At 70.9% G+C, this 21,363-nt stretch carries 24 protein-coding genes; 14 read left to right on the forward strand and 10 right to left on the reverse strand.

Annotated features, from left to right (window positions below):
- Positions 1-7: 7 nt before the first annotated feature.
- The 6 genes from ACIQWG_RS23300 (at position 8) to ACIQWG_RS23325 (ending at position 5,195) form a co-directional block, all read left to right on the forward strand.
- On the forward strand, positions 8-682 hold the full coding sequence (locus ACIQWG_RS23300; RefSeq protein ID WP_404098907.1) for a response regulator: 675 nt from the start codon (positions 8-10) through the stop codon (positions 680-682).
- Between the two features lie 118 nt (positions 683-800).
- Positions 801-2,141 (forward strand): sensor histidine kinase, encoded by a 1,341-nt coding sequence (locus ACIQWG_RS23305; RefSeq protein ID WP_404098910.1) that lies wholly within the window; start codon positions 801-803, stop codon positions 2,139-2,141.
- A complete protein-coding gene (locus tag ACIQWG_RS23310; RefSeq protein ID WP_404098913.1) occupies positions 2,138-2,803 on the forward strand; it encodes a response regulator in 666 nt (221 codons plus the stop codon). Before ACIQWG_RS23305 ends, ACIQWG_RS23310 begins: the two co-directional genes overlap by 4 nt.
- A gap of 23 nt (positions 2,804-2,826) precedes the next feature.
- Positions 2,827-3,264, forward strand: a complete 438-nt coding sequence (locus ACIQWG_RS23315; protein WP_404098914.1) for a VOC family protein — start codon at positions 2,827-2,829, stop codon at positions 3,262-3,264.
- Between the two features lie 41 nt (positions 3,265-3,305).
- Positions 3,306-4,526: a cytochrome P450 gene (locus tag ACIQWG_RS23320; RefSeq protein WP_404098916.1), complete on the forward strand. Its 1,221-nt coding sequence runs from the start codon at positions 3,306-3,308 to the stop codon at positions 4,524-4,526.
- An 87-nt stretch (positions 4,527-4,613) separates the two neighbouring features.
- On the forward strand, positions 4,614-5,195 hold the full coding sequence (locus ACIQWG_RS23325; RefSeq protein WP_404098918.1) for a Uma2 family endonuclease: 582 nt from the start codon (positions 4,614-4,616) through the stop codon (positions 5,193-5,195).
- Between the two features lie 9 nt (positions 5,196-5,204).
- On the opposite strand, the gene ACIQWG_RS23330 is transcribed toward ACIQWG_RS23325, so the two are convergent.
- Complete coding sequence (locus tag ACIQWG_RS23330) at positions 5,205-6,809, reverse strand: ABC transporter permease (RefSeq protein ID WP_404098920.1); 1,605 nt, start codon at positions 6,807-6,809, stop codon at positions 5,205-5,207.
- Positions 6,806-7,711 carry an ATP-binding cassette domain-containing protein gene (locus ACIQWG_RS23335; protein ID WP_404098922.1) on the reverse strand — a complete coding sequence of 302 codons (906 nt, stop codon included), beginning with the start codon at positions 7,709-7,711 and terminating at the stop codon, positions 6,806-6,808. The genes ACIQWG_RS23330 and ACIQWG_RS23335 overlap by 4 nt, the downstream gene beginning before the upstream one ends.
- Before the next feature lie 73 nt (positions 7,712-7,784).
- Here ACIQWG_RS23335 and ACIQWG_RS23340 point away from each other — a divergent pair, with 73 nt between their 5' ends.
- Positions 7,785-8,282: a GbsR/MarR family transcriptional regulator gene (locus tag ACIQWG_RS23340; protein ID WP_404098925.1), complete on the forward strand. Its 498-nt coding sequence runs from the start codon at positions 7,785-7,787 to the stop codon at positions 8,280-8,282.
- Positions 8,283-8,294: 12 nt separating this feature from the next.
- Here ACIQWG_RS23340 and ACIQWG_RS23345 read toward each other — a convergent pair whose 3' ends face one another.
- Complete coding sequence (locus tag ACIQWG_RS23345; RefSeq protein ID WP_404098927.1) at positions 8,295-9,155, reverse strand: diacylglycerol kinase family protein; 861 nt, start codon at positions 9,153-9,155, stop codon at positions 8,295-8,297.
- A 197-nt stretch (positions 9,156-9,352) separates the two neighbouring features.
- Here ACIQWG_RS23345 and ACIQWG_RS23350 point away from each other — a divergent pair, with 197 nt between their 5' ends.
- The gene (locus tag ACIQWG_RS23350) at positions 9,353-10,636 is read left to right on the forward strand and encodes an adenylosuccinate synthase (protein WP_404098929.1); all 1,284 of its coding nucleotides are present in this window, start codon (positions 9,353-9,355) and stop codon (positions 10,634-10,636) included.
- 45 nt (positions 10,637-10,681) lie between these two features.
- On the opposite strand, the gene ACIQWG_RS23355 is transcribed toward ACIQWG_RS23350, so the two are convergent.
- The 3 genes from ACIQWG_RS23355 to ACIQWG_RS23365 all read right to left on the reverse strand — a co-directional run bounded on the left by ACIQWG_RS23355 (position 10,682) and on the right by ACIQWG_RS23365 (position 12,467).
- Positions 10,682-11,269 (reverse strand): TetR/AcrR family transcriptional regulator, encoded by a 588-nt coding sequence (locus ACIQWG_RS23355; protein ID WP_404098930.1) that lies wholly within the window; start codon positions 11,267-11,269, stop codon positions 10,682-10,684.
- A gap of 158 nt (positions 11,270-11,427) precedes the next feature.
- Positions 11,428-11,634, reverse strand: coding sequence for a DUF397 domain-containing protein (locus ACIQWG_RS23360; protein ID WP_404098932.1), 207 nt, complete (start codon positions 11,632-11,634; stop codon positions 11,428-11,430).
- Positions 11,631-12,467: a Scr1 family TA system antitoxin-like transcriptional regulator gene (locus tag ACIQWG_RS23365; RefSeq protein ID WP_404098935.1), complete on the reverse strand. Its 837-nt coding sequence runs from the start codon at positions 12,465-12,467 to the stop codon at positions 11,631-11,633. The genes ACIQWG_RS23360 and ACIQWG_RS23365 overlap by 4 nt, the downstream gene beginning before the upstream one ends.
- 125 nt (positions 12,468-12,592) lie before the next feature.
- On the opposite strand from ACIQWG_RS23365, the gene ACIQWG_RS23370 reads away from it, so the two are divergent.
- The 4 genes from ACIQWG_RS23370 (at position 12,593) to ACIQWG_RS23385 (ending at position 14,569) form a co-directional block, all read left to right on the forward strand.
- Positions 12,593-12,988 carry a hypothetical protein gene (locus ACIQWG_RS23370; RefSeq protein ID WP_404098937.1) on the forward strand — a complete coding sequence of 132 codons (396 nt, stop codon included), beginning with the start codon at positions 12,593-12,595 and terminating at the stop codon, positions 12,986-12,988.
- A gap of 225 nt (positions 12,989-13,213) precedes the next feature.
- A complete protein-coding gene (locus ACIQWG_RS23375; RefSeq protein WP_404098939.1) occupies positions 13,214-13,834 on the forward strand; it encodes a hypothetical protein in 621 nt (206 codons plus the stop codon).
- Positions 13,835-13,862: 28 nt separating this feature from the next.
- On the forward strand, positions 13,863-14,129 hold the full coding sequence (locus ACIQWG_RS23380) for a hypothetical protein (protein ID WP_404098940.1): 267 nt from the start codon (positions 13,863-13,865) through the stop codon (positions 14,127-14,129).
- A complete protein-coding gene (locus ACIQWG_RS23385; protein WP_404098943.1) occupies positions 14,126-14,569 on the forward strand; it encodes a hypothetical protein in 444 nt (147 codons plus the stop codon). The genes ACIQWG_RS23380 and ACIQWG_RS23385 overlap by 4 nt, the downstream gene beginning before the upstream one ends.
- 78 nt (positions 14,570-14,647) lie before the next feature.
- Here ACIQWG_RS23385 and ACIQWG_RS23390 read toward each other — a convergent pair whose 3' ends face one another.
- The 4 genes from ACIQWG_RS23390 to ACIQWG_RS23405 all read right to left on the reverse strand — a co-directional run bounded on the left by ACIQWG_RS23390 (position 14,648) and on the right by ACIQWG_RS23405 (position 20,063).
- The gene (locus tag ACIQWG_RS23390; RefSeq protein WP_404098946.1) at positions 14,648-15,298 is read right to left on the reverse strand and encodes a hypothetical protein; all 651 of its coding nucleotides are present in this window, start codon (positions 15,296-15,298) and stop codon (positions 14,648-14,650) included.
- Between the two features lie 47 nt (positions 15,299-15,345).
- On the reverse strand, positions 15,346-17,763 hold the full coding sequence (locus ACIQWG_RS23395) for a glycosyltransferase (RefSeq protein ID WP_404099406.1): 2,418 nt from the start codon (positions 17,761-17,763) through the stop codon (positions 15,346-15,348).
- 122 nt (positions 17,764-17,885) lie between these two features.
- Positions 17,886-18,587 carry a GntR family transcriptional regulator gene (locus ACIQWG_RS23400; protein ID WP_404098949.1) on the reverse strand — a complete coding sequence of 234 codons (702 nt, stop codon included), beginning with the start codon at positions 18,585-18,587 and terminating at the stop codon, positions 17,886-17,888.
- A gap of 120 nt (positions 18,588-18,707) precedes the next feature.
- Positions 18,708-20,063, reverse strand: coding sequence for an aspartate aminotransferase family protein (locus ACIQWG_RS23405; RefSeq protein WP_404098952.1), 1,356 nt, complete (start codon positions 20,061-20,063; stop codon positions 18,708-18,710).
- A 186-nt stretch (positions 20,064-20,249) separates the two neighbouring features.
- On the opposite strand from ACIQWG_RS23405, the gene ACIQWG_RS23410 reads away from it, so the two are divergent.
- On the forward strand, positions 20,250-20,855 hold the full coding sequence (locus ACIQWG_RS23410; protein ID WP_404098955.1) for a type 1 glutamine amidotransferase family protein: 606 nt from the start codon (positions 20,250-20,252) through the stop codon (positions 20,853-20,855).
- A complete protein-coding gene (locus tag ACIQWG_RS23415) occupies positions 20,852-21,310 on the forward strand; it encodes a MarR family winged helix-turn-helix transcriptional regulator (protein WP_404098959.1) in 459 nt (152 codons plus the stop codon). The genes ACIQWG_RS23410 and ACIQWG_RS23415 overlap by 4 nt, the downstream gene beginning before the upstream one ends.
- Positions 21,311-21,363: the final 53 nt, after the last annotated feature.

Below are 21,363 nucleotides of genomic sequence, written 5' to 3' on the forward strand. Positions count from 1 at the left end.
CGACCCCATGACGAGCAGCCCCATCCGCGTAGTCATCGCCGACGACCAGCAGATGGTCCGGCAGGGATTCTCCGTGCTGCTCAACACCAAGCCCGACATCGACGTGGTCGGCCAGGCGGTCGACGGCCTCGACGCGGTCGCGAAGGTCGCCGAACTCGCCCCGGACGTCGTCCTGATGGACATCCGCATGCCGGAGCTCGGCGGGATCGAGGCCACCCGCCGCATCGTCGCCGCCTCGCCGCACATCAGGGTGCTGGTGCTGACGACGTTCGACCTCGACGAGTACGTGTACGAGGCGCTGCACGCGGGCGCCTCGGGATTCCTCCTCAAGGACGCCTCCGCCGACCAACTGGCCGAGGCGGTACGGGTCGTGGCGGCCGGCGACGCCCTCCTCGCGCCCGTCGTCACCCGCCGTCTGCTCACCCGGTTCCTCCGTCTCGACGGCCGGCCGCGCGCCCCGCTGAGGGAGCGCGTCGGCGAGCTGACCGAACGCGAGACGGAGGTGCTGTCCCTGATCGCGCAGGGACTGTCGAACGCGGAGATCGCCGAGCGCCTGGTGGTGGCCGAGCAGACCGTGAAGACCCACGTGGGCCGCATCCTGGTGAAGCTCGGACTGCGGGACCGTACGCAGGCCGTGGTCTTCGCCTACGAATCGGGTCTGGTTCGGCCCTCGGGGTATTGACCCGAGCGCCCGGACCGGGCCCGACCAGCGGTGACACCCGTAGTACCTGAGAGGGACCCGGCAGAACCCCTCTCACTGGGGACGACCGGAACACCGGGCGGCGCCTACGGTTCGGTACGTGACCGACACGACTCAGATGCCGACCCCTCCGACGGGGGACGCGGCCAAGCAGCGCAGCCCGGAGTACCGGCTGGCCGCGGGCGCCCTGCGGGGGCTGCGGCAGGACCTGTTCCACGACGCCTTCGCCTACCGTCCGCTGCCGCGGATGGGAGTGGACGGCCCGGTGACCCGCCGGCTGCCGGGCCGCCTGCGTGAATACGCGGCCTGGACACCGCACGCCCTGATCTCCGGGATCGGCCTGCTCACGCTGCTGATGGCCGCTGTCGACAACGACGGCGTGGCCGTGCTGCTCGGCCCGCTCGCCCTGTTCCCGATCCTGCTGACCATGATCAGGCCGGTCGGCGCCTTCTGGCTGTCGCTGGCGGCCACCCCGGTCAGCCAGGTTTTCGGCAGCTCCATGCAGGGATGGCCGTGGCTGCCCGCGAGCTTCGCCTGCCATCTGACGGTGCTGACGATCGTGGCCATCCGCACCAGGCCGCGCACGGCCGGGTACATGTGGGCGGTCACCGCGGCGTACGCCTTCGTGGCGGACATCATGCTCGGAGGGGGTCCGTCCTCCGGCACCAACGCCGGCGCGATGCTGATGGTCTCCGCGCTGGTCCTGCTCGTCGTGGCCGTCTGGCACACCCGCAGGGAGGCCCGCCAGGAGGTGACCGCGCAGCAGACGGTGACCGCGCACGAACGCTCCCGGCGCACCCTGCTGGAGGAGCGCACGAACATCGCCCGCGAGCTGCACGACGTGGTGGCGCACCACATGTCGGTCGTCGCCATCCAGGCCGAGGCCGCCCCCTACCGGGTGGAGAACCCGCCGGAGGAGCTGGAGCGGGCCTTCGCCACCATCCGGGAGAACGCGGTGGCGGCGCTCACCGAACTGCGCCGGGTCCTGGGCGTCGTCCGCGCCGAGGACTACGAGGCCCCCGACACTCCACAGCCCACCCTCACCGACCTGGAGGGGCTGCTGGCGAACGTGCGCGACACGGGCCTGAGCGTGCAGAAGACGGTGACCGGAGCGGTGCGCGCCCTGCCGCAGGGCGTGGAGCTGTCGGCGTACCGCATCGTGCAGGAGGCGCTCAGCAACAGCCTGCGGCACGCGCCCGGCGCGAGCGCCTCAGTGGAGATCGCGTACGTCCTCGGCGGCCTCGGCCTGCGTATAGTCAACGGCCCGCCGCCCGCTCCGGCCCTGGTGAAGCCCTCCCCGGGCGCCGGGCACGGCATCACCGGCATGCGGGAGCGCGTCACGATGCTGAACGGCGAGATGACGGCGGGCCCGACGGACGAAGGCGGCTACGAGGTGACGGTGTTCCTGCCGGTCGCGGCGACCACAGAGGACAACTCATGACCATCCGCGTGCTGATCGCGGACGACCAGATGATGGTGCGCGAAGGCTTCTCGGTCCTGCTGAACGCGATGCCGGACATCGAGGTCGTCGGCGAGGCGGTCAACGGCCGCGAGGCGGTGGACCGGGTCCGTGAACTCGCCCCGGACGTCGTGCTGATGGACATCCGCATGCCGGAGCTGAACGGCATCGAGGCGACCCGCGAGATCGTGGCGGCGGACGGTGCGGCCAAAGTGCTGGTGCTGACCACCTTCGACCTCGACGAGTACGTGTACCAGGCGCTGCGGGCAGGAGCCTCCGGCTTTCTGCTGAAGGACGCCTCGGCGCGGCAACTCGCCGACGGGGTACGGGTGGTGGCGGCCGGTGAGGCGCTGCTCGCCCCGTCGATCACCAGGCGGCTGATCACGGAGTTCTCGAAGCTGTCCGACTCCCCGCGGCTGATGCCGTCCGCGCACGCGGCGTACGGCGACCTGACCGAGCGGGAGACGGAGGTGCTGGTGCTGATCGCGCAGGGCCTGTCGAACTCGGAGATAGCCGGGCGGCTGGTGGTCGCCGAGTCGACGATCAAGACCCATGTCAGCCGGATCCTGGTGAAGCTGGGCCTGCGGGACCGTACCCAGGCGGCGGTGTTCGCGTACGAGGCGCGGTTGGTCACGCCGGGCTGAGGCGCCGGGGCTACGGTGAGGACATGGAACAGCGCATCACTCTGATCACGCTGGGTGTCTCCGACCTCGCCCGTTCCAAGGCCTTCTACGAGGCCCTGGGCTGGCGGGGGCAGGAGGTCCAGGAGACCGTGTTCTTCCAGGCGGGCGGTCTGGGGCTGGTGCTGTGGGGCCGGGACAAGCTGGCGGAGGACTGCGGGCTGGAGCCTTCCGCCCCGGCGGGGGGTTTCGGCGGGATCGTCCTCGCGCACAACGTCCGGTCCGAGGCGGAGGTGGACGAGCTCCTCGCCGCGGTGGAGCGGGCCGGCGGGACGGTCACCAAGCCGGCGGCCGTCAACGCGATCGGTTTCTACTCCAGCGCGTTCGTCGATCCCGACGGTCACGCGTGGGAGGTCGCGCACAACCCCGGGTTCCCGCTGGCGGAGGACGGCACGATCACACTGCCGGACTTCGGCGCCTCCTAGACCCCTGGTCAGGGAGGGGGAGGGCGGGCTACCGTCCGGTCATGGCAGCTCCTTCCGCCCTCGCCTTCGACCCGTGGGACCCGGCGTTCCTCGCCGACCCGTACCCGGCCTACGCCGAGCTGCGTGCCCGGGGCCGGGTGCACTACTTCGAGCCCACGAACCAGTGGCTGGTGCCGCACCACGCGGACGTCTCGGCGCTGCTGCGTGAGCGCCGGCTGGGCCGGACGTACCAGCACCGCTTCACCCACGAGGACTTCGGCCGTACCGCGCCGCCGCCGGAGCACGAGCCGTTCCACGTCCTCAACGACCACGGGATGCTCGACCTGGAGCCGCCGGACCACACGCGGATCCGCCGGCTGGTGTCGAAGGCGTTCACACCGCGCACGGTGGAGCGGCTGCGGCCGTATGTCCAGCAGTTGGCGGGCGAGCTGGTGTCCGGGCTGGTGGCGGCGGGCGGCGGTGACCTGCTGACGGATGTCGCGGAGCCGCTGCCGGTCGCGGTGATCGCCGAGATGCTGGGCATTCCCGAGGCGGACCGGGGGCAGCTGCGGCCCTGGTCGGCGGACATCTGCGGGATGTACGAGCTGAACCCGTCCGAGGAGACGGCGGCGAAGGCGGTCCGCGCATCGGTGGAGTTCTCGGAGTACCTCGTCGAGCTGATCGCGGCCCGCCGCAAGGAGCCGGGCGACGATCTGATCTCCGGCCTGATCGAGGCCCATGACGAGGGCGACCGCCTCACCGAGCAGGAGATGATCTCCACGGCGGTCCTCCTCCTCAACGCCGGCCACGAGGCCACCGTGAACTCGACGGTCAACGGCTGGTGGGCCCTGTTCCGCAACCCCGACCAGCTGGCCGCGCTGCGCGCCGACCACTCCCTGATCCCGTCCGCGATCGAGGAGCTGATGCGCTATGACACCCCGCTCCAGCTCTTCGAACGCTGGGTCCTGGACGACATCGACATCGCCGGCACGACGATCCCCCGCGGCGCGGAGATCGCGTTGCTCTTCGGCTCCGCCAACCACGACCCGGAGGTCTTCGAGACCCCGGACCGGCTGGACCTCACCCGCGCGGAGAACCCGCACATCTCCTTCAGCGCGGGCATCCACTACTGCATCGGGGCTCCGCTGGCCCGGATCGAGCTGGCCGCCTCGATGACAGCCCTGCTGGAGAAGGCACCGACCCTGCGGCTGGCGGCGGAGCCGGAGCGGAAGCCGAACTTTGTGATCCGGGGGCTGGAGGGGCTCAGCGTCGAGGTGGGGTGATCACCCGTTCGGACGATCGTGTGCGAAGGCCGGACGGTGCTCGGGGGCGACACGCGACGCTGGTGCGCGCCTGCGAAGGGAAGCACCGTGACGGACACTTCGGATCAGCTGCTGGTGGAGGAATTCGAGCAGCTCGCCGCCTTTGCCGAGCGGGAGATCGAAACCGTGCGTCTCGAGTTCCTGGGCGGCAGGCTCGGACTGAGGAAGGCCACCAATGGCAACCACGGCACGGTTGTCATGCGGTTGGTCCATGAGTGGATGCAGGCCAGACCCGAGTTCGGCCTCTACCCGGCGCGGGGACTGAAGGTGGAGGCACACGGGCAAGGGCGTGTCCTGCCAGACGGCGCGCTGGCACCCGTCGGGCACTTCGCGGGGCATGGAGACTGGTCCGATCCGGACGGGGTGCTGATGACGGTAGAGGTCACGTCGCACGACTCGTACACACACCACCGCGATCGTGTGGAGAAGCGCCAGGCGTACGGCGAGGCCGGCATCCCGTTCTATCTGCTGATCGACCGTGACGAGTCCACAGTTGCCCTGTACAGCGAACCGGATCCGCGCATCGGATATCGCCATGCCCGTCGGGTGGCCTTCGGCGCGAAGCTCCTGCTGCCCGAGCCCCTCGGCATCGAACTCGACACCGAGAAGCTCAAGCAGTACGTCGACTGAGCCGCCCCGTCAGGTCGTCATGTCACGCCGCCGCAACCCCGCGAGCCCCGCGGCCACCAACCCCGCCGCCAGCGCCAGCAGGACCAGCACCGGCCCCCACTCCATCCCGCCGCCCGGCAGCTTCGGCAGATGGCCGAAGGGGGACAGATCAAGGACCGCCTGTGGGACGTCGAGCGCGGGTCCCACCCAGCCGATCAGCAGGATCGCACCGGCCACCGCCCACGCCCCCATCGCCGCTTGCGGGAAGAGGCCGTAGAGCAGGACCGCCAGGCCGCCGATGACCCAGATCGCCGGCAGCTGCACCAGGCACGCCCCAAGGATCGGGCCGACCTCCTTGCCGTAGCCGACGGCGAAGCCCAGGCCGGCCAGGAGCATGATCAGGGCCGACCCGGCGAAGGCGATGACCAGGTGGCCCCCCGCCCAGCGCAGCCGTCCCACCGCGTTCGCCAGGATCGGTTCCGCGCGCATCGACGTCTCCTCGCCGTGCAGTCGCAGGACCGACGCCACCACATACAGCGCGGCGATCAGGCCGAGCATGCCGACCATCGACGCCAGGAACGCGTCCGTCAGACCCGACTGGCCGCCCATGCGCTCGAAGATCTCCCGCGCGTTCTCGTTGTCGCCGACGAGATCGGCCACGCCGTCGGTCAGCCCGCCGTAGACGACCCCGGCGAGGAAGAAGCCGATGCTCCAGCCGAGCACGCTGCCGCGCTGCAACCTCCAGGCCAGCGCGCCCGCCGTGCCGAGGCGGCCTTCGGCGGGACCGGGGCGGGTGGGCAGGAAGCTCATGCCGACGTCCCGGCGCCCGGCGAGTTCGTAGGCCACCACGCCCTGGACCACCGCCGCCCCCGCGAACAGCAACAGCACCCACCAGCGTTCGCTCGCGAACGGCCGCAGATTCTCCAGCCAGCCCAGCGGCGACACCCAGGTCAGCGCCGACGAACCGTCGTCCGACGCCGAGTCGCCCGCCGCGCGCAGCACGAACGCGGCGCCCAGCAGCCCCGCCGTCAGTCCCCGCGCCAGCCGCGCGCTCTCCGTGAACTGGGCGACGATCGCCGCCAGCGTCGCGAAGACCATGCCGACCCCGGCGAGACCGAGCCCGAAGGCCAGCGCACCCGAGGCGCCCTGGCCGGCCAGTCCGGCCGTCACCAGCAGGGCCAGCGCCGCGTTCGCGACCGCCGCCGTCAGCAGTGCGGCCGTCAGCGAGGCCCGGCGGCCCACCATCCCGGACGCCACCAGCTCCTGACGGCCGCTCTCCTCCTCGTCCCGGGTGTGCCGTAGGACGAGGAGCATGCTCACCACGGCCGCGAGCGCGCCCGCGTACACGCCGACCCGCCAGGCCGTCAGGGCGCCGATCGAGTCGTCGAAGACCGGGCCGATCAGCGCGCGGAAGGAGGCGTTGGTCGCGGTGTCCTGCACCAGGTTGGCGCGGTCGGCCGGGGAGTCGTAGAGGTTCTCCAGCGTGTTCGGCATGGAGAGGATCATCAGCGCGTTCACCGCCACCCAGACCGGGATCATCACCCGGTCGCGGCGCAGGGCGAAGCGCAGCAGGGACCCGGTGCCCGCGAGTTGGCGCGCGCCACCGGGCCGTACCCCGAAGGCGGTGGCGGTCATCGGGCGGCCACCTCGCTCAGGTCGGCCTGGTAGTGGCGCAGGAAGAGTTCCTCCAGCGTCGGCGGTGTCGAGGTCAGCGACCGTACGCCGGACTCACTGAGCGAGCGCAGTACGGCGTCGAGATGGTCGGTGTCGACCTGGAGACGGACGCGGTGGCCTTGCACGTTGAGGTCGTGGACGCCGGTCAGGTGCGCCAATCCGTTGGGCGGGCCGGCGAGTTCGGCCGTGACGCTGGTCCGGGTCAGGTGGCGCAGGTCCGCGAGGGAGCCGCTCTCGACCGTACGGCCCTTGCGGATGATGCTGACCCGGTCGCAGAGCTCCTCGACCTCGCTGAGGATGTGCGAGGAGAGCAGGATCGTACGGCCGCGCTCGCGCTCCTCCTCCACACAGCGCTGGAAGACCTCCTCCATCAGCGGGTCCAGGCCCGACGTCGGCTCGTCGAGGATCAGCAGGTCGACGTCGGAGGCGAAGGCGGCGACGAGGGCGACCTTCTGCCGGTTGCCCTTGGAGTACGTGCGGCCCTTCTTGGTGGGGTCGAGTTCGAAGCGCTCGATCAGCTCGGCGCGGCGCCGGGTGTCGAGCCCGCCGCGGAGCCGGCCGTACAGGTCGATGACCTCACCGCCCGACAGGTTCCGCCACAGCGTCACGTCCCCCGGCACGTAGGCGATCCGGCGATGCACCTCCACGGCGTCCGCCCAGGGGTCGCGGCCGAGTACCTGGGCGCCGCCGGAGTCGGCCCGCAGCAGGCCGAGCAGGACGCGGATGGTGGTGGACTTGCCGGCGCCGTTGGGGCCGAGAAAGCCGTGGACCTCGCCGGTCTCGACGTCCAGGTCCAGGCCGTCGAGCGCGTGCGTCCTGCCGAACGACTTGTGCAGTCCGGAGACGGTGATTGCCTTCGTCATGGTTCAGAACGTACGCTTCTTTCAGAAATTTGTGAAGTTAAGGAAGCGTATGAAGGCCGGATAGGATGGGCGGATGACGGAGTCAGTCGGGGCCGGCCGGGACGCGGAGTCCGTGTCGAAGTTCGTGGAGTCCTTCGCGGCGCAACTGGTGGAAGCCGGGATGCAGCGCATGGCCGCCCGGGTCTTCGCCGCGCTGCTCGCCTCCGACAAGGGTGTGCTGACCTCCGCCGAACTGAGCGAACAACTGCGCATCAGCCCCGCCGCGGTCTCCGGCGCGGTGCGCTACCTGGCCCAGACGCACATGGTGTCGCGTGAGCGGGAGCCCGGGTCGCGCCGGGAGCGCTACCGGGTGCACGGCGACCAGTGGTACGAGGCCCTCACCAACCGCGAGGCGGTCCTCAAGCGGTGGGAGTCGGCCCTGCGCGAGGGAGTCACCAGCCTCGGCGCCGACACCCCGGCCGGGCGGCGCCTGGCCGAGACGCTCGCCTTCTTCGAGTTCATCGACGGTGAGGTCGCGGCCATGATGGAACGCTGGCGGGCGCACCGCGAGAAGACCTTCGGACCGGGCTGACCCCTCAGCGGCTCACCGCCCCGGCAGCACCAGCCGCAGCCCGCCCTCCCCGACCGTCCACGTCCGTCTGCGCACCGGCCCCGACACCGTCCCGTCCGCCCGGTACCGGAAATGCGCCCCCGACACGGTCACCGTGCGCCCCTCGGCCCGCAGCGGCGAGGCCTCCGCCCCCACCGACGTCGGCCGCACCTCCACCTCGGCCACACCCGCGCCCCCCGGCGTCACCGACACCCCCTCCACCGGCTGGTCCAGGTCCACCAGCGGCGCCCCGTCGACCTCGACGCGCAGCCGCACCGGGCCGGCGGGCCCCGGTACCGCTGTGCCGCGAGCCGGCACCAGTGTCCTGACGAGCGACTGGCACGTCCGCAGCCACGGTCGTACCGCCCCGGCCCCCACCGCGCTCGCCCCGACCGGCGCGGCGGGGTCGCGTATCGGCGGGATCCGCAGCGCGCCCAGCACCACCCCGTCGCTGTCGTCCACGAGCAGATCCATGCGCCGCTCCACCCCGTCCAGCACCGCCCGAGCCGCCGCGACCGTGCTCGTCGGCACCCCCAGAGATCCGGCCAGGGCCAGCGCACCCCCGACCGGCACCACCGACAGCACGCATTCGGCCAGCTGCCGCTGCCGGTGCAGCAGCGCCACGGCGCGCAGCAGTGCCCCGTCGTCGCCGACGACCACCGGCCGGCGCGACCCGCGCTTCGCGAGCGCGCGGGCGAACTCGTCCGGCCCCTCCGGCAGGCACACTTTCGTCGCCGCACCCGCGCTGAGCACGTCTTTCGCGATCCTGACGGACTCGCCCTCCGTCCTCCGGGCGATCGGATCGATCACCACCAGCAGCTGATCGGACATCGCGAAAGTCGCCACCTCGGCCATGCCTCGCTTCCTCGGGTAGCATCTTTGTGCAAGAGCCCCTTGCGCTATTGCGCCAGGGGCTTCGTCTATTCCGGGGCCATCCGGTCCGACGGTTCGCGGCCAAAGACGGTCGCGGACGGTTGCGGTGCACACGGTGGAAGACCGCCGTGTGGCACCCCTGACCTTGGACATGCCCCGCCCGGAAGGGGTGTACGCGCGTGCCCGCACTTGTGCTGCTCGGTGCTCAGTGGGGTGACGAGGGTAAAGGGAAGGCCACGGACCTGCTCGGCGGATCCGTCGACTACGTGGTCCGCTATCAGGGCGGCAACAACGCCGGCCACACGGTCGTCGTCGGCGACCAGAAGTACGCCCTCCACCTTCTCCCCTCCGGCATCCTCTCCCCGGGGTGCACCCCGGTCATCGGCAACGGCGTCGTCGTCGACCCGTCGGTCCTGCTCTCCGAGCTGAGCGGTCTGAACGAGCGCGGCGTCGACACGTCCAAGCTCCTGATCAGCGGAAACGCGCACGTCATCACGCCGTACAACGTGACGGTGGACAAGGTGACGGAACGCTTCCTCGGGAAGCGGAAGATCGGGACGACCGGGCGCGGCATCGGCCCGACCTACGCCGACAAGATCAACCGCGTGGGCATCCGGGTCCAGGACCTCTACGACGAGTCGATCCTCACCCAGAAGGTCGAGGCGGCCCTCGACGTCAAGAACCAGGTCCTCACCAAGCTCTACAACCGGCGCGCGATCGCCGTCGAGCAGGTCGTCGAGGAGCTGCTGGGCTACGCCGAGAAGATCGCGCCGTACGTCGCCGACACGGTCCTGATCCTCAACGAGGCGCTGGAGAACGACAAGGTGGTCCTCTTCGAGGGCGGCCAGGGCACGCTCCTTGACATCGACCACGGCACGTATCCGTTCGTGACGTCGAGCAACCCCACCGCCGGAGGCGCCTGCACCGGCGCGGGCGTCGGCCCCACGAAGATCAGCCGCGTCATCGGCATCCTCAAGGCGTACACGACCCGCGTCGGCGCCGGCCCGTTCCCGACGGAGCTGTTCGACGAGGACGGCGAGGCGCTGCGCCGGATCGGCGGCGAGCGGGGCGTCACCACCGGCCGTGACCGTCGCTGCGGCTGGTTCGACGCGGTGATCGCCCGCTACGCGACCCGCGTGAACGGCCTGACCGACTTCTTCCTCACCAAGCTCGACGTGCTCACCGGCTGGGAGGAGATCCCGGTCTGCGTGGCGTACGAGATCGACGGCAAGCGCGTCGAGGAACTCCCGTACTCCCAGTCCGACTTCCACCACGCGAAGCCGGTCTACGAGACGCTGCCCGGCTGGTCCGAGGACATCACGTCGGCCAAGTCCTTCTCGGACCTGCCGAAGAACGCGCAGAACTACGTCAAGGCGCTGGAGGAGATGTCCGGCGCGCCGATCTCCGCGATCGGCGTGGGTCCGGGCCGGGACGAGACGATCGAGATCAACTCGTTCCTGTAGGAGACGGCAGTGAGCCCCGGCGGTGGTGCCCGCCGGGGCGTCACCTCACGCGGTGTGGCCGCCCGGCGGTCGGGGTTCCGCGCACGGCGCGACCGCGAGGCAAAGGTGTACGGCGGTGCTCAAGCGGGCGTCGACGGCCGCGCGCTCCTCGGGATCCGAGGGATTCGTGGACGGCGTCAGGGCGTAAGGCAGCGCTGTGGTGAGTACCGCCAGGGTGGCGCTGTCGCGTTCGGCCGGTGCCTTGATGTGGCCTGTCACATGCTCGAGCAGCCAGAGCCATGCCGTCGTGTGCCAGTCGCTGACCGGACGCAGGACAGCGGTGTGCACGAGCTCCGGGGTGGTGCGGGCCGTCGTCCCGACCACGGGATGTTCCCGCAGCAGGCGCGCGGCGCGCACCACGAAGTGCGCCTGCCGGCACCGGGGCGGCACGGTGTCCGGCACCTCGCGGGCCAAGAACAGCAGACGCCTCAGCTCAAGCTGTGTGGCTTCCCGGATCAGGGCATCGCGACTCGCCCAGTTCCGGTAGAGAAAGGGCCGGTTCGTGTCGGCCAGGCGCGCGATCTGCGTCATCCCGGCACGCCGCGGCCCGTACTGTGCCAGCGCTTCAAGGGTCGCCCGGTACACGGTGGCCATGCCGGGCGGCGCCTTGGCATGGGGGGATCCAGTCATGCCGACCAGCGTCGCGCACGCGGGCGGGCAACCACCGGGCAGTCGCCCGCGGATCCCCCGGGGGTGGGGGTGTGGTCGGGAAAAGATGTGACGGGTTTCGGGAAAGTGATACGTGTTTTGGGTCAGGGGGTGGGGGGTGTGGCCGGGAGCGCGAGGAAGGCGGCCCAGGCCCCGCCGGAGACGGTGAGCTTCGGGCCGTCGGGGTTCTTGGAGTCGCGTATGTGGATGGTGGGGGTGGGGTGGGGGCAGGGGGCGACTTCGACGCAGTTGCCGCCACCGCCGTCGCTGTAGCTCGACTTGAACCAGCGCAGGGTTCCGGTGCCTGTCATCGTTCCTCTCCTGCCAACCGTTCGATGAGGCTCAGTGAGTCGTCGGGACCAAGGGCCTGCGAGCGGATCTTTGCATAGCGGTGTGTCAGTTGGGACACCTCAGGGGGATCGCTGACCAGAATTCCCTGGTCCTCGATCTCCAAGTAGACGACATGTTGGTGATGCTCGGTCTCCACCAGTTTCATCGCGCCGCGGTCGCCCGCATAGGTTCCGCGCAGCCCACGGTCGAGAGGCAGCACCTGGACGCAGACGTTGTCCCGCTGGGCGTCCTCGGCGAGCGAGCGCAACTGACCACGCAGAGCTTCCCGGCTGCCAAACGGCCGCCGCAGCACGCTCTCTTCCAGGATCAGCTCGATCATCGGAGCTGGATCTCTGACGAAAAGCGCCCGACGGGCTAGCCGCGCCTCAACCAGTTCCTCCCGCTTCTGCTCGGAAACCGGCGGATAGCTGCCGCCGATCAGCGCCCTTGCGTAGTCCTCCGTCTGAAACAGCCCGTCGACCACCAGCGTCTCGTACGAACAGATGGTGACCGCCCCCGCCTCCAGCTCCGAGAACCCCCGGAACCGAGCCGGGTACTTCTCCAGCAGCATCCACTTGCGGGCCTTCTCGAATACGCCCAGCCCACCCCCGATCTCCTTCTCCAACTTCACCAGCATCTGATCGCTGGCCGGCTGCGCGCACGTCTCCATCGCGCTCACCGCCGCTGCCGTATACCCCAGCTTGTCCCCCAACTGCGGTTGTGTAAGCCCATGTTGCTCCCGCAAAGCCTTCGCCAACGCGGCGACCAGATGGGCCGTTCCGCCTGCCTCCGTCTTGTTCTCCGCCCGCGCCATTGCGGTCACCTCCGAACTCAACCGAACTCAACCGGTCACAACTCACGGACGCCGGTCATCAACCGTGCTCAACCGGCGACGCAGAGTTATGGATCACGCTAGCTCTGTGCCCTCAGACTGAGGCCGTGAATACGCAAAGTGACCTGACCTGGGTCCCGCCGACCGGCATGCAACTCCGCAAGGCGGGCGTCCAGTTCGACGCGATCAGGGTCGACGGCGAGGAGGGCCGGGACCTCGCCGACCGGCTCGCGCGGATGACCGGCGGTGACCCGGGGCCGATCGTAGAGACGGCGACCGGGCGGCGCGGGGTGTACTTCCTCGTGCCCGTCGGCAGTACGTCCCACCGCGTCTGGCCCGCCGGAGTCACCCGCTTCGTCGCCGCTCCGGGCCATGTCTCGTACGTCCCGGTGCCCGCGCTCAACGGTCCGACCTGGCCCTTGAGTTGGCGCTACCGCCCCACGTCCGCCGACCGGCTCGTGCACACGTTGCTGCTGCGCACCGCTCTTCACTCGCAGGAGTGAAGAACGCGAACTTCCGCCCGGGAAAGGCGGTTTCGACTTGCAATCGTCGCTCTGCGTGGCCTTAGAGTCACGCCAACGGAAATGCCCCCGCGGTGCGCCAACACCCGGGGGCTCGACACCCAGGAGCACTACCTCCGGATGCGTTCTCATCGTACGACGCCTGCGCGCGTCTTTTCAGGCCTGTCCGCCGCCCTTCTCCGCGACCGGAGCATCTCCTGGTGCGCGGTGAGCGTACTGACGTACTTGCTGGCCCTCCCGCATCACGCCCGCGTCACCCTGCGCGCGCTCGCCGTGCCGCGCGGCGAGGGGCGGGGGCGGGTCGCCGCCGCCCTGCGTGAGCTGGAGGAACGGCGGTATCTGCGGCGGGTGGTGCGGGAGGGGTGCCGGTGCGGTGCGGCGGGCCAACTCTCCGTCGCTTACGAGGTGTTCGACGCTCCGTACGAAGCCGGGCCACGAACGGGTGAAACCGAAAAAGTCGGCGGCCGGAGTGCGCCGACGGGCGCGCGTACCGCCGAAGCCGTGCGTCTGCTCCTGTCGTTCGGGGACTACGACCGGCGCCTCACCCTCGACGCCGCCGAGGCGGTGCGGCTCGCGCCGCTGGTGGAGGAGTGGTGGCGGCGGGGGGCCGGCAGTGCCCAGGTGCGGGCGGCGGTGACGTGGGGTGGGCCCCGGTGCGCGCCCTCCGCGTACAGCCATGTCGAGGCCCGGCTGCGGCCTCCGGTGGCACCGACCCCCGTTCCTGTCACGGCCGTTGAGGTCGATTTCCGAGAGCCGGGCGGATTCGTCCGGCGGTTCCTTCGGGAGAAATGGAGCGTGTTCGATGACTGCCGTATTGGAGCGGCCTGAGGTGGTATACCGTCGGTATACTCTGCTCATGGCTGACACCACGATCAAGGTCGACCCCGCTGTCCGTGACCGGCTCCAGGAGCTGGCCCGGGAGCGCGGGATGAGCATGCGGGACTTCGTGGCGGAGCTGGCGGGGGCCACGCCCACCAAGGAAGAGCTGCTCAAGCGGTACGAGGAGACCAAGGCGTACGTCGAGGAGCACTTCCTCGGGCGGCCGTACACCGAGGAGGACGAGCGGGCCGGCGAGAAGCTGTGGGCCGACCTCGAAGCCGGACGGATCGGTGAGGTGCAGTGACTCAGGAGGAGCGGTACCCGCTGCCGCGTGCCGTCATCTTCGACGAAACGGCCGCGCTCGCCCTCGGGGCGGGCAACAGCATGGCCTCGCGGCTCGTCGTCGAGGCGGAGAAGGACCCCGCCCTGCGCGTCTACATCCCGGCACTCAGCCTCGCGGCCGCAGAGCGTGAGCGGGTCGGAGTCGCCGAGCACCTGGGCGCGTTGCCGTCGGTCAATGTGGAAGGGTTCGACTTCTCGGCCGCTGCCGCCGTGGGCAAGCGCCTGCGGACGGCCGGCGTCGACGACGAGGGCAAGGACGAACCGGACTGGAGCGGGGCGCAGGTGCTGCACCTCGCCCTGCCCACCGTCGAGTGGCCGCGCGGCCGTCCGGTGCTGACCAGGACGCCGACCCGCTATCGAGGCACGGGCATCCGCACCATCCGCATCGTCGAGCAGAGCTGACCCCCACAGTCACCGGGGCGGCAGCCCGCCGCCCCGGTCCGGGTGCCGATGCGGAAGAGGCCGGCCCAGCTGACGTGGCTAGCTGAACACGATCATCGAGCCCTGCGCCAGACTCCGGGTCGCCGCCGCGTGCAGGCCCAGCCAGACGTGTCGTTCGCGGGCGAACGGGCTCGGGTCGTAGGGGGCGGGGACCGCCGGTTCCTCCAGGGCCGTGGGGCTGAGCGGGGGTTGGGGGGCCGTCGGCGGGTTGGCCGCGTCGATGCCGATCACCGGGGCCACGGACTCCAGCTCGCGCAGGAGCGACTGTGCCGAGCCCAGGGGGCCGCCGCCCGCGAGGAGTTCGTCGTTGGACAGCGGGCTCGGGAAGTCGACGGGGACATAGGCGCCCGCGTGGTCGTAGTGCCAGACCAGGTGCGACTGCTTGGCCGTCGACTCGAACATCTCCAGCAGTTGCTCGTAGTCGCCGCCCAGGTCGTCGACCGGGGTGACCGCGAGTCCGCAGACCTGGAGGAGATAGGCGCGGCGCAGGAAGTGCAGCGCGTCGTAGTCGAAGCCGGCGACCGGGGCGACGTCCCCGGAAAGGCCCGGCATGTACTGGTACACCGGCACCGGTGGCAGCCCGGCCTCGGCGAGCACCTTGTTGTATTGCGCGAGTTCCTCGGCGAACGGGTTGTCGGGGGTGTGGCACAACACGTCGACGAGCGGTACCAGCCACAGGTCACAGGCCAAAAGAGGGCTCCTCGCTCAGCAGGTCGTAGCACGGTGTAGTGCGGTGGTCAGGGCAGGGTAATCGGTGCGGCGCGGGAGTGGCTCCCCTCGTGCAGGTCCCATACCCATACTCCGTCCACCCACGTCCCCCCGGTGCCCACCAGCTTGTCCAAGGTCTCACGCAGCGCGCGGTCGTTCGGCTGCGGGGCCAGCACCAGTACGCCCGCCTTCCAGTACGCCAGATCCGCCCTGGTCTGTGCCTGCCAGGACTCGTTGACCGGCGGGACGTCCCCCGAATTGCGCACGTCACGCAGCAGGTTGGAGGTGAAGCGGGGCTCGGCGCCGTAGATGCCGACGCGTTCGTCGCCGTAGGGGCCGTTGAAATAGCCGCCGGGCAGCTTGAAGCCGAGGCCGGCCTCGGTCTGCCAGTGCAGCGCCTCCGCGTCGGAGGGGTCGGGCAGCGGCACCGGCACGAGTGACTCGCCCTCGCGGACGTACGACGTCCAGGTGCCGTCCGCGATGAAGTCGGGCACCTCCTCGCGGTCGACCGCCCTGAGCGGGGCCGGGATCAGGGGGAGCAGGGCGAGGGCGACGCCGAGGAGGCCGGCGCGGCGCACGGCCGGGCGGCGTACCGTCCTCAGCCGGTCCACGGCGATCGCGAGCAGCAGGCCCAGCGCGGGGGCGCAGATCATCGCCACCCGGCTCTCGATGACCGCCTCGAACAACGGCTTGTCGGCGAACAGTCGCCACGGGCCGGGGAGGGTGACGTCCGTCAGCGGAATGCGGAACTCCCGGCCCAGGGACAGGAAGGCCGCGGCCACCGCCGTGAACGCCAGCGCCCTGACCAGGGCCCGCTGCCAGAGCCGTACGAGGATCGCGGCGGCGAGCAGGACCAGCGGCCAGCCGTAGAAGGCGTTCTGTTCGGTGGTGTTGAAGGCCAGGGCGTTCGCCGTCCGGGCGTCGCCCGCGAGCCAGGAGCGCTCGGCGAAGGAGAGCAGGGCGAGGGGGCTGTTGAAGGAGCGCGGGTTGTGCTCGATGTCGGTGTAGCTCTGCGGACCGGCGAACTGCCAGACCAGGGGATACACGACCAGCGGAAGACAGACGGAGGCGGCGATGAGCAGGCCCCTGAGCAGCGGACGCCAGGACGTGCGGGCCGTGTCCGGGCGTACGACGGCGTAGGCGGCGGCGAACAGCAGCAGGCCCAGCGCGGTCAGCAGCAACGGCTCCTCGCCGAGGAAGACCTGGTAGGCCGCCATCAGGCCGAGCAGCACCCCGTCCCGTGCCACCCGGGTGCCCGTGCACAGGCGCAGCGCGCGGTCGATGATCAGCGGGATCATGAACAGGACCACGAAGTTCGGGTGCGCGTGGGCGTGGCTGACCATCGGCGGCGCGAAGGCGGCGAGGAAGGCGCCCAGGAAGGCCGCGACCCTGCCGGGTACGACGTACTTGACGATGAGCCGGTACCAGGCGGCGGCGGTCGCGGCGAGACCGAGCGTCATGACCAGGCTGAGGGTGACGGCGGGTCCGGCGGTGAGCGTGAGGGGCGTCAGGGGGACGGACATGCCGAGCATGACCGTGTTGGCCATGAGGTTGACGCCGTCGGGGAAGCCCTGGAGGTCGGTGAAGAGGGGGTTGCGGAAGTGGGCGACGTTGTCGGCGGTGACCGCGAAGAACCACTCCCACTGGTTCTGGTCGCGCAGGGAGTCGGGGAGGTAGCGGTCGGCGGGGGCGAAGAAGCGGGCGGAGTAGAGGGCCACCGACATCAGGAGGAACAGGAACGCGGCGAAGACGTCGGCCGGGCGCAGTGCGCGGGCGGCGATGCGGGTGATCTCGGTGAGCACGCGGACGTAGTCGAGCGGGCCGACCTTCGAGCCGGGCCGGTGGGACCAGCGGACGGGGACCTCGGCGACGGACAGGCCGGCGCGGCGCAGATGCCGTAACACCTCCACGTCTATGCCCCAGCCGTTGACGCGGGAGGCGGCGTAGGCCTCGCGGGCGCGGTCGCCGTCGTAGAGCTTGAAGCCGCACTGGGTGTCGCGGATGCCGGGCAGGGCGGTGGCGCGTATGAGCAGGTTCCCGGCGCGGCCGAGGAGCTCGCGCACCCGGTGCTGGCGGTCGCCGATCGTGGCGCCGGGGGCCGAACGCGAGCCGATCGCCGCGCAGTTGCCCTCGGCGAGGGCCTTCTCCAGCCGCTCCAACTCCTCGATGGGCGTCGCGAGATCGGCGTCCGTGACCAGCACCCGACGGCCCCGGGAGGCGGCGACACCGAGACGCAGCGCATGGCCCTTGCCGCGGTTGCGGTCGCCGGTGACCAGACGGATGCGGGGGTCCTGGCGGGCGGCGACGAGCTCGCGGGTGGCGTCGGTGGAACCGTCGTCGGCGACGACGATCTCCCACGCGGACCAGCGCTCGTGCTCGCCGGCCAGATGGGCGGTGAGGGCGTCGAGGGTGGGGGTGAGGCGATGCTGCTCGTTGTAGGCGGGGATGACGACGGAGAGGTCGCAGGAGCCGGGGGTGACGGGGGTGGGGGCGACCGGGCCGGGTTCGGTCGGGGCGGGATCGACCGGCGGGTCGGGTTCGGAGAGGTCCGGCAGGCTCCCCTCAGCGGTCACTGGGCCGCCAGTCGTTCGATCAGGGCGACGGAGTCCGCGTCGCCGGACGCGATGATCGCGCGGGCCGTGGGCAGGTCGCGGCGCATCAGGGCGTCGACCAGGTCGGTGTGCCGGGCCCACAGATGGCCGCGCAGATCGTCGACGCGGCGCAGGTGCTGGACGGCGCAGACCCAGGACTGGAGGCGCAGCCGGTGCAGGAAGTCGGCGAGGTAGGGGTTGCCGAAGAGGGAGGCGAGCTCGCGCCAGAAGCGCAGGTCGTAGCCGATCAGCACGGTGAGGTCGCCGGCGGTGGCGGCGCGCTGCGCCTCCTCGGCGCGGCGGCGTACTCCGGTCACGGCGGCGGCGACGCGGGGGTTGTCCGGGTCGCGGTGGGGCGAGCGGTCGGTGGCCAGGACCTGGAACATGCCGTCGGTGACCAGGCCGCGGGCCTCGACGATGCCGCGGTAGTCGGCCACGGAGTACTCGTGCACCCGGAAGCCGCGGTGCTGGTCGGCCTCCAGGAGTCCCTGCGCGGAGAGGTCCACGAGGGCTTCGCGCACGGGGGTCGCGGAGACGCCGTACTGTTCGGCGATCTCCTTGACGGTGAACTCGCGGCCCGACTGGAGACGCCCGGCCAGTACCTCGTCCCGCAGCGCGTCCGCGATCTGCTGGCGCAGGGTGCTGCGCGTGACGGAGCCGTTGCCGCCGGTACCGGGCATGGTCAGGGCGTCTCCCGTCGTCGCGATGAGGTGGCGTGCACGTATATGTCTACGAGCACGCCACCTTACGCGTTCGAATCACGGGGGAGCTTTCCGCGACCGCCGCCCGGTGATCGGCCGCTACGACGTGTACTCGTCCGCCACGGCCAGCGCGGCGTCCAGCGCCGTCAGCCCCTCCTTCAGCTCCGCCTCGCTCACATTGCACGGCGGCACCACATGGGTGCGGTTCATGTTCACGAACGGCCAGATGCCTGCCGCCTTCGCGGCGGAGCCGAACGCGGCCATGGGGGCGTTCGCCTCGCCCGCCGCGTTGTAGGGGACCAGCGGTTCCCGGGTCTCGCGGTTCCGCACCAGTTCGAGCGCCCAGAACATGCCTACGCCGCGCACCTCGCCGACGCAGGGGTGCCGCTCGGCCAGCTCCCGCAGGGCGGGTCCGACCACGTCCGCGCCCAGCCGGGCCGCGTTCTCGACGACGCCCTCCTCGGCCATGACGTTGATCGTCGCGACGGCGGCCGCACAGGCCAGCGGATGGCCCGAGTAGGTCAGACCCCCCGGGTACGGCCGCTTGGCGAACGTCTCCGCCACCGCCCCCGAGATCGCCACGCCGCCCAGCGGGACGTACCCGGAGTTCACGCCCTTGGCGAAGGTCATCAGGTCCGGCGTCACGTCGAAGAGGTCCGCCGCGAACCACTCGCCGGTCCGGCCGAACCCCGCCATGACCTCGTCCAGGACGAAGAGGATCCCGTACTTGTCGCAGAGCTCACGGACACCGGCGAGGTATCCGGGCGGCGGGATCATGATCCCGGCCGTCCCCGGGACCGTCTCCAGGACGATCGCGGCGATGGTCGACGGCCCCTCGAAGGCGATCGTCGTCTCCAGGTGCTCCAGCGCCCGCGCGCACTCCTGCTCCTCGGTCTCGGCGTAGAAGCGGGAGCGGTAGAGGAAGGGCGCCCAGAAGTGGACCACACCGGCCGCGGCGCTGTCGGAGGCCCAGCGGCGCGGGTCACCGGTGATGTTCACGGCCTGCTGGGTGCCGCCGTGGTACGAGCGGTACGCCGAGAGCACCTTCGGGCGGCCCGTGTGCAGCCGGGCCATGCGTACCGCGTGCTCCACGGCGTCCGCGCCGCCGTTGGTGAAGAAGATCTTGTCCAGGTCGCCGGGCGTCCGCTCGGCGATCAGCCGCGCCGCCTCCGAGCGCGCCTCGACGGCGAAGGCGGGCGCGAAGGTCGTCATCCGCGCGGCCTGCTCCTGGATCGCGGCGACGACCTTGGGGTGCTGGTAGCCGATGTTGGTGTAGACGAGCCCGCTGGTGAAGTCCAGGTACCGCTTGCCGTCGTAGTCCCAGAAGTACGACCCCTCCGCACCGGCGACGGCGAGCGGGTCGATGAGCTCCTGCGCTGACCAGGAGTGGAACACATGCGCGCGGTCCGCGGCCTTCACGGCGGCGCCGACCTCGGGATTTGGCTGAGGGGTCATGCGGGTGAGCGTAGGCGTGCGGGGGGTGGGCGAGATATCGGCGTCCTGTCTGTGGTCGGAGGGTTTCCGCGACAGGGTGTCGACAGGGGCAGGGGCGGTCCCGAAGCTGTTGACAGCAAGCTGTCCAAGTGACAGGATATTGTCATCTTGAGGTCAGCGTTCTCGAAGCCTCCCAAGGGGGAAGCCATGAGCAGCAAGCCCGTGCACCTCGCCGTCTACGACACCTTCGCCGACTGGGAGACGGGGCACGCCACCGCCCATCTCGCCCGCGCCGGCCACGACATCCGTACCGTCGGCCCGTCCACCCGGCCCGTGCGCAGCATCGGCGGACTGCGCGTCCAGCCCGACCTCGCCCTGGACGGCGTACGGCCCGAGGACAGCGCCCTGCTGATCCTCCCGGGCGCCGACCTCTGGGACACCGGCGACGACCTGGCGCCCTTCGCCCGCAAGGCGCGCGAGTTCCTGGACGCCGGGGTGCCCGTCGCCGCGATCTGCGGGGCCACCGCGGGGCTGGCCCGTGAGGGGCTGCTCGACGACCGGGCCCACACCAGCGCCGTCTCCTTCTACCTCGCGGCCACGGGCTACGGCGGCGCCGGGCGGTACGTCGAGGCCGATGCCGTCACCGACGGCGAGCTGATCACCGCCGGCCCCACCGAGCCCGTCGCCTTCGCCCGGGAGATCCTCCGGCTGCTCGGGGTGTACGAGGGCGAGGTGCTGGACGCCTGGTACCGGCTGTTCCACGACTCCGACCCGGCGGCGTACGCCGTGCTGGAGAAGGCGGGAGCCGCGTGAGCCGTGAGCGACAGGACCTGCTCAGCCGTGGCGCGCTCGGAGTCTTCCGGCTCAACGGCCAGTTCCTCGCAGTCGCCGAGGAACTGGCCCGGCCGTCCGGGCTGACGGCGGCCTGGTGGCAGGTGCTGGGCGCGGTGCTCGGCGAGCCCCTGCCCGTCTCCGGCATCGCCCGTGCCATGGGCATCACCCGGCAGAGCGTGCAGCGCATCGCCGACCTGCTGGTGGACAAGGGACTCGCCGAGTACCGGCCCAACCCCGCGCACCGCCGTGCCAAGCTCCTCGCGCCGACCGAGGAGGGCCGTACGGCGATCTCCCGGATCGACCCCGGCCACGCGGTCTTCGCGGACCGGCTGGCGGAGGCTTTCGGGGAGGCCGAACTCGCCGACGCGGTCCAGATTCTGGAACGGATGTCGAAGGTCCTCGACGAACTCGCCGTGGCTGTTACGGAACCGTAGACACCGGGCCGCTCACCTCGCCAAATGCCGCACTATCGTGGGGCCGACGCATT

This window comes from Streptomyces sp. NPDC098781 (assembly GCF_044759995.1).
In the GTDB taxonomy this organism is placed as follows: domain Bacteria; phylum Actinomycetota; class Actinomycetes; order Streptomycetales; family Streptomycetaceae; genus Streptomyces.

Coding starts and splice junctions, on each gene's coding strand:
- ACIQWG_RS23300 (WP_404098907.1), top strand. CDS start 8: ATGACGAGCAGCCCCATCCGCGTAGTCATCGCCGACGACCAGCAGATG.
- ACIQWG_RS23310 (WP_404098913.1), top strand. CDS start 2,138: ATGACCATCCGCGTGCTGATCGCGGACGACCAGATGATGGTGCGCGAA.
- ACIQWG_RS23315 (WP_404098914.1), top strand. CDS start 2,827: ATGGAACAGCGCATCACTCTGATCACGCTGGGTGTCTCCGACCTCGCC.
- ACIQWG_RS23320 (WP_404098916.1), top strand. CDS start 3,306: ATGGCAGCTCCTTCCGCCCTCGCCTTCGACCCGTGGGACCCGGCGTTC.
- ACIQWG_RS23330 (WP_404098920.1), bottom strand. CDS start 6,809: ATGACCGCCACCGCCTTCGGGGTACGGCCCGGTGGCGCGCGCCAACTC.
- ACIQWG_RS23335 (WP_404098922.1), bottom strand. CDS start 7,711: ATGACGAAGGCAATCACCGTCTCCGGACTGCACAAGTCGTTCGGCAGG.
- ACIQWG_RS23340 (WP_404098925.1), top strand. CDS start 7,785: ATGACGGAGTCAGTCGGGGCCGGCCGGGACGCGGAGTCCGTGTCGAAG.
- ACIQWG_RS23345 (WP_404098927.1), bottom strand. CDS start 9,155: ATGGCCGAGGTGGCGACTTTCGCGATGTCCGATCAGCTGCTGGTGGTG.
- ACIQWG_RS23355 (WP_404098930.1), bottom strand. CDS start 11,269: ATGGCCACCGTGTACCGGGCGACCCTTGAAGCGCTGGCACAGTACGGG.
- ACIQWG_RS23360 (WP_404098932.1), bottom strand. CDS start 11,634: ATGACAGGCACCGGAACCCTGCGCTGGTTCAAGTCGAGCTACAGCGAC.
- ACIQWG_RS23365 (WP_404098935.1), bottom strand. CDS start 12,467: ATGGCGCGGGCGGAGAACAAGACGGAGGCAGGCGGAACGGCCCATCTG.
- ACIQWG_RS23380 (WP_404098940.1), top strand. CDS start 13,863: ATGGCTGACACCACGATCAAGGTCGACCCCGCTGTCCGTGACCGGCTC.
- ACIQWG_RS23400 (WP_404098949.1), bottom strand. CDS start 18,587: ATGCCCGGTACCGGCGGCAACGGCTCCGTCACGCGCAGCACCCTGCGC.
- ACIQWG_RS23405 (WP_404098952.1), bottom strand. CDS start 20,063: ATGACCCCTCAGCCAAATCCCGAGGTCGGCGCCGCCGTGAAGGCCGCG.
- ACIQWG_RS23410 (WP_404098955.1), top strand. CDS start 20,250: ATGAGCAGCAAGCCCGTGCACCTCGCCGTCTACGACACCTTCGCCGAC.